A 6265-nucleotide genomic window follows, 5' to 3' on the forward strand; every position below is an offset into this window, starting at 1 on the left:
GCCACGAGGAGGATGCCCCGTCATAATCGTAAACCCACAACTGGTATTCAACCTGTGCACCACCACCCGTGGAACTCGCCATGACCGTCACCAGCTGACCAACAACCTGCGTACTGGCTGGCAAGACCGTAAAACTCACCCCTGCCACCGGCGTCGCCACCACCACAGTCGTCGAAGCATAGAACTCTGTCCCCCCGGCAGTATCCGTAGCCCGAACCGAAATCCCGACCGGAACGCCAACCGGCAGTGAGGCCAGCCGGCTCCAGGGAACCGTGGGGGTCATGCCGGTCGCATCGTCATACAAACCATCGCCGTCGATATCCCAGGCATAGTCATAGGCCGAGCAGGGGTCCAGGTCATAAGAGGCCCCGGCATCAAGCCGCAGATCCTGTCCCGTGGCGAGGGTATAGGGGCCGCCGGCGTCAATCACCGGCGGGCGGTTGACGAGGGTGAGCTGTACCAGGTTCGAGTCGGTTTCGCCCTGATCGTCAGTCACCGTCAGCCGCACGACAACATTCCCCTCGACATTCAACGACATGGGCGCAGGAACCTCGCCGGTCATCTCGACAGTGCCGTCGTCGTTGATGTCCCAGTCCCAGCTGACAAGTGTCCGACCCGCTGCGGCGTGGTAGGAGCCACTGCCGTCAAACGCGAGAGAGTCACAATAGCCCAGCCCCTGTCCCGGGTTCTCCACCGAAGCAACACTGAACTCGGCCACCGGTCGCGCCATGCAGGGCGATTCCTCGCCGAGCTGGTAAAGCCGGCTCGGTCCGGCGTTCATGGCCGAAAAAATCACATCGCCGCAGTTGTTCAGCCCGGCCTCCCGCTGATCGCCCGCCAGCGGGCAGCCCCCGGTCAGGAGACCGCGCTGGTTTGAATAAAGGCGGGTGCCGCTGTTCGTGTAGCGTTCAAAGACGATCTCACCGGCATCGTTGATGGACGGGGCATTGCCCTGCGAGCCGTTGGCCACCGGGACCGGTTTTTTGCTGCCGAAAGCAAGCAGGTAGATATCGCCGTTCTGACTCCAGACCACATCGCCCCTGTTATTCAGATCGGGCGCCATCTTGAAAATTCCATCATGGGTCAGCTGCCCGCGGCGGCTGGAATAGATCTCCTTGTCCGGGTAGCCGAGATAGACCACTTCATTGTGATCGTTGATGGCCGGGTGCTCGCCATCCTGAGCGACAAAAGTCAGTTCACCGTTGATCAGACCTTCGACCAGGGACTGATTGTAAGTCGGATCATAGCGTTCCCAGACCACATCGCCGCTGTTGTTGATCGACGGCCGGTTGTGATCGGCCGCATCGAAAGTCAACTGTCCGCGCAGGCTGGAGAAAACCTGAAAGTATCCGCCGGCCGGATCGAACTCACTCCAGACCCGCTCACCCCGGTCATTGATGTCGCCGCCGGACGGGATCTCGTGGCCGGGCTCCACCAGCACCGGGCTGCCGGCGACCTCGCAGACACTCTGTTCGGCCGGCGGCTGGACGCAGGGCGCACCATCCCCCAGCCGGTAAACCCGGGACGGACCGCTGCTGTTCATGGAGGTAAAAACGACATCGCCACAACTGTTGATATCCGGATCAACATGATCGGTCGCCAGCGGACAGACACCCGTCAGCTGACCGCGCAGCGTCGAGTAGAGCCGGACACCGCTGCCGTCATAGCGGCCGAAGACGATCTCCCCGCTGTCGCTGATGCTCGGCGCGTCGCCGCCGTTGCTCCCGGACACCGCGACCGGGGCTGTCGCGCCGGCTGCCAGCAGGTAGATCTCGCCGTTCTGACTCCAGACCACGTCACCGTTGTTGTTCAGATCGGGCTGCCTCTTGCTGACTCCGTCGCTGGTCAGCCGTCCACGTAGAGTCGACCAGATCTCGTTGTCGCCGCCGATGAAGACCACCTCGCCGGCATCGTTGAGCGCCGGCTGGCTGCCGTTGATGACGATCTGCCCCGCGACACCGCCGAACAGGCCCTCAATGGAACTCTGGAAGCTGTTCGGATCATTCCGCTCCCAGACCACGTCACCGTAGAGATTGATCGCCGGCGAGGAATGATCCGCATCATCCGTGGTCAACCGGCCGCGGGTGCTGGAAAAGATCTGTCGGCGGCCGGTGGCCGGGTCGAATTCACTCCAGACCACTTCACCCAGGGCGTTGCCGGCGGGAGAGAGTTGCGAATTGGGACCGGTCTGTACCGGAACGGGACATACCGGACTCGAACCGCTGCCGTTCTCCAGCAGCAACAACGGCGCCCCGCCCGCATCGACCACCGACACCGGCCGGGTTTCGGTCATCCCGATCCCGCCATTCCCGAGCTGGCCATTGCTGTTGCGGCCCCAGGCCAGCACGCTGCCGTCGCCGGCGACACCAAGACTGTGACCGTCACCGGCGGCAACGGCCAAAAGACCGGTCAGCGGCAGCCCGTTGGCATCGCGCACCAGATCCAGGTTGTATCGGTCCTGCGTGGTGCCGTCCCCCAGTTGACCGTAATAGTTCCAGCCCCAGCTCTGCAGCCGACCGTCATCCCGCAGAGCCAGGCTGTGGTCACGACCGGCGGCAATGGCCACCACCCGTCCCGAAGCCAACGGATTGGGAACCCGATCCGGCCAGGACAAATTGGATCCCGGCGGCAGCCCGAGTTGTCCGGCACTGTTGCTGCCCCAGGCCCAGACCGTACCGCCGGCATCGAGTGCCAGGCTGTGATTTGCACCGGCGGCGATAGCGACCAGACCACCGACAGGTGCCGGGGAAAAAGAGATCAGCTGCGGATAGCTGCTGTCGGCATAGCTGCGATTGCCAAGTTGTCCCGAATCGTTGCGTCCCCAGGTCAGCAGACCGCCAGACCGAAGCAGGGCCATACTGTGATAATAACCACAGGCGATCGCCACAACGTCCGTGAGCGGAGTACCGGCGGCATCGACCACCGGAACCGGATTAAGCTGCTCGGTCGTCCCTCCGTCACCAAGCTGCCCCATCCAGTTGCCGCCCCAGGCGAACAGGCTTCCATCCCGACGCAAGGCCAGGCTGTGGCCATAGCCGGCGGCGATCGCCACAACCTCGGTCAGCGGGGTCCCGGCGGCATCGGTCACCGGTGTCGGCTTGGGATGGTTCACGCGGCTGCCATCTCCGAGCTGACCATGGGCATTTCCGCCCCAGGCCAGAACCCGGCCGTCTTCTGTCAGAGCCAGGCTATGGTCCAATCCGGCAGCGACCGCGCGAATGCCGGTCAGGGGCAGCCCGCCCCCGTCAAGCACGGGGGCCGGGGTATGCCGATCAACAGTTGTCCCGTCTCCCAGCTGACCATAAGTATTGCGCCCCCAGGAGAGGACACTGCCGTCGGCCAGCAGGACCAGGTTGTACTCTCCGCCGGCCGCGATCGGCTGCCAGCGGTCTCCCCGCCCCGGAGGCAGGAAATCGCCCAATGCGTAAGGGCTGCCACCGACAGTAATCCCGGCGGTGACGGTCTGGCCGGCGAGGTCGATGACCGACAGCGTTCCGGTCCCCAGGTCGGCGACGTACAATGTACCGCCGTCAACACTCAGATCAAGTCCACGTGGGGATGCGTTTACAGGCAGGGCAATGGTTGCGGTGATCCGTTCCTGCCACGGATCGACAATCAACACCCGGTCGCCGGCCAGATCACTGAGATAAACCTGCTGTCCCTCCGGACTGACCGCAATCCCGTAAGGCGATCCACCGAGGGGAATCCTGGCAACTTCACTCCGGGTCGACGTGTCAATCACGGACATCGAGCCGTCGACCTGGTTGGCGACATAGACCCGTTGTCCATCCGGGCTGACCGCAATCCCCGTCGGACCGGAGCCGACCGGAATGGAGGCGACATGTGAATTGGTCAAAGTGTCGATCAGCGAAATGCTGTCATTGGCAAAATGGGCCACAAAGACATACCGCCCCGCCGGAGCGACAGCGATCCCTCGTGATGAACCCGGCAGCGTCAGAGTGGTGGTCAGTTGATGGGTTCCGGCATCAATGACGGCGAAACCGTTTGCCTGGCCGTCGCCGACGTAGATATGTCTGCCATCCGGATTGACGGCAATGCCATAAGGCCTGAAAGGCAGGGAAATACTGGCAATCTGCTGCCTGGTGGTGCCGTCGATCACCGCAACGCTGAGCCCTTCATAACAGCTCACATAGACCCGGGAGCCGTCAGCACTGACCGCGACGCCCTGCGGATAAGCCCCGACCGACAGGCTCGAAACCGGGCTATTGGTCGCTGTGTCGACGATGGTGACGACATTGTCGGAACTGCTGGGGATATAGGCGAAAGGTTTCGCCAGCACAACCGGTGCCAGCAGCAGAATCGCCATCAAGCACACCAACGCACCCGCCGAAAAACGCCTTGCAGCCATTTCGAACCCTCCCGATCTGGATCACTGCGCAATCAATCCCCCAAGGGGGACGGGGTCAACCCGTAAGATGAGCACTACGTGTATGGGAGAAGTGAGATGCAAAGCCTTCTCACGTCACGCCTCCCCCCTCCCGAAACTCCCGAGAGAGACAATCCCGAAAAAAAACGCACAGACGCGGACCGTGCAGCAACCGGGTCTCCACGGTCCGCGCCCCCCTCCTGCGGCGTCAATGACCGGCCGCTGTTCGGCTTTCGATCATTAACGCCGGTGAGTATAAAGTCACCATCTCAAAAAAATCTCAAATTTTGGGGTGCTGGGGGATTTTTTTGCAAAAAAAGGAGCGAGGAGCGAGGTGCGAGGGCAAAGGACGTGAGACGGGAGACGTGAGATGCGCGCTGCGCTGATGGGAGATGCTGAACGGGAGATGGGAGAGGCGCGCTGCGCTGATGGGAGACGTTGAATGAGAGACGAAAGATGCGCGCTGCGCTGATGGGAGACGTTAAAAGCCCTTGCATCTCACATCTCACATCTCACATCTCACGTCTCACATCTCACGTCTCCCCTCTCCCGGCCCTTGACCTATCTGCGCTCATCTGCGTCATCGGCTGACCGGGCCTTTCTGCTTTTCGATGAATTTTCTGTGATAACTACACAAGGTCGGAATGGTGCCGTCTGAGCCAAGTCAAAACGTCTTCCCTGAACTCCTCCGCAAAACCGATCAGCTCGTTCGCTTCATCCGCGCTGACAGCTCCGATACGGTCATATTCAACAATATTCCTCTTGGCCCGGCAGGCATCGAGATAGTCGGCATCCGCCTTTCTGCTATCTCCAAGAATCAGGGGCAACGCCTGAATTGTGCGATAATGCTGGAGCGTGCGTTCAGGTCGATAACCTTCTGCATGGAGCAGAATTGTACAGAGCTTCAGAGCTGCATTGTAAGCGATACCGAACCGCCAGTCATCGGAAACTCCGGCTCGGGCATCCCTGAGATCACGATCAACGATCATCAACAGGTCGGAAATTTCCTGGCGGCTGCTCTGGTGGGGACGCAACCACCTGTTTTCAGCCCAACTTTTCAAGGTCATCCGCAGTCCCCTTGACAAAAAGTTTGCCATCCTCCAACACGCGGGTCAGGAAATGGTCCCCGGCCAGCTTCCGCCTGACGAACTCTTCGACACTGAACACATGGGGGTTGATCTCGCGACCGAGTTGTCCTGCCAGTCCGGAGAGAGCCCTGATCAACTCCCGCAACCCTATCCGACCGATAACCAGCAGGTCGATATCGCTTTCGGCTTGTTCCTCCTGACGGGCAACCGAACCGAAAACAAAGGCCATCTCGATATCCGCTCGCCCGGCGACGGCATTTTTCAGCACCTCGACCAGGCCGGCGGTTTTCAGCACCATCCCCTGAATGTCGCGAAACAATGGATGTTCGCGCCTGGCACTGTAGTACAGCCGGTTACCATCTTTGCGCCGACTGACCAGACCAAGACGGGTGAGCTTTTTCAACTCGGTCTGAATCGTGCCCACGGCACACCCTGAACGTCTCTGCAATTCCCGCAGGTGCAGCTCGGTTGGGTTGACTCCGAAAAGCTCCCTGAAAACCTCGGCGCGTACCCTGGAGGATAAGATTTCGGCCAGCACATTCATATTGCATGCTTTTACCATACAATTGTATGGTTGAAAAGAACGTTCTTGACGTTAAACGAGAGACGAGAGATGCGCGCTGCGCTGATGTGAGATGTTGAATGAGAGACGGGAGATGCGCGCTGCGCTGATGGGAGATGCTGAACGGGAGATGGGAGATGCGCGCTGCGCTGATGTGAGATGTAAAGACTTGCCATCTCACATCTCACATCTCACATCTCACATCTCACATCTCACATCTCACATCTC

At 60.5% G+C, this 6265-nt stretch carries 3 protein-coding genes; all 3 read right to left on the reverse strand.

Translation table 11 applies throughout. The features are described from left to right. The coding region (locus B5V00_RS16555) for an RCC1 domain-containing protein (RefSeq protein ID WP_085011919.1) at positions 1-4327 on the reverse strand (4327 nt) is incomplete at its 3' end. A 689-nt stretch (positions 4328-5016) separates the two neighbouring features. Beyond that, complete coding sequence (locus B5V00_RS16560) at positions 5017-5379, reverse strand: hypothetical protein (RefSeq protein WP_139800820.1); 363 nt, start codon at positions 5377-5379, stop codon at positions 5017-5019. A gap of 52 nt (positions 5380-5431) precedes the next feature. Continuing rightward, positions 5432-5899: a nucleotidyltransferase domain-containing protein gene (locus B5V00_RS16565; protein ID WP_216355506.1), complete on the reverse strand. Its 468-nt coding sequence runs from the start codon at positions 5897-5899 to the stop codon at positions 5432-5434. Positions 5900-6265: the final 366 nt, after the last annotated feature.

The sequence above is a fragment of the Geothermobacter hydrogeniphilus genome (assembly GCF_002093115.1).
Classification (GTDB): domain Bacteria; phylum Desulfobacterota; class Desulfuromonadia; order Desulfuromonadales; family Geothermobacteraceae; genus Geothermobacter_A; species Geothermobacter_A hydrogeniphilus.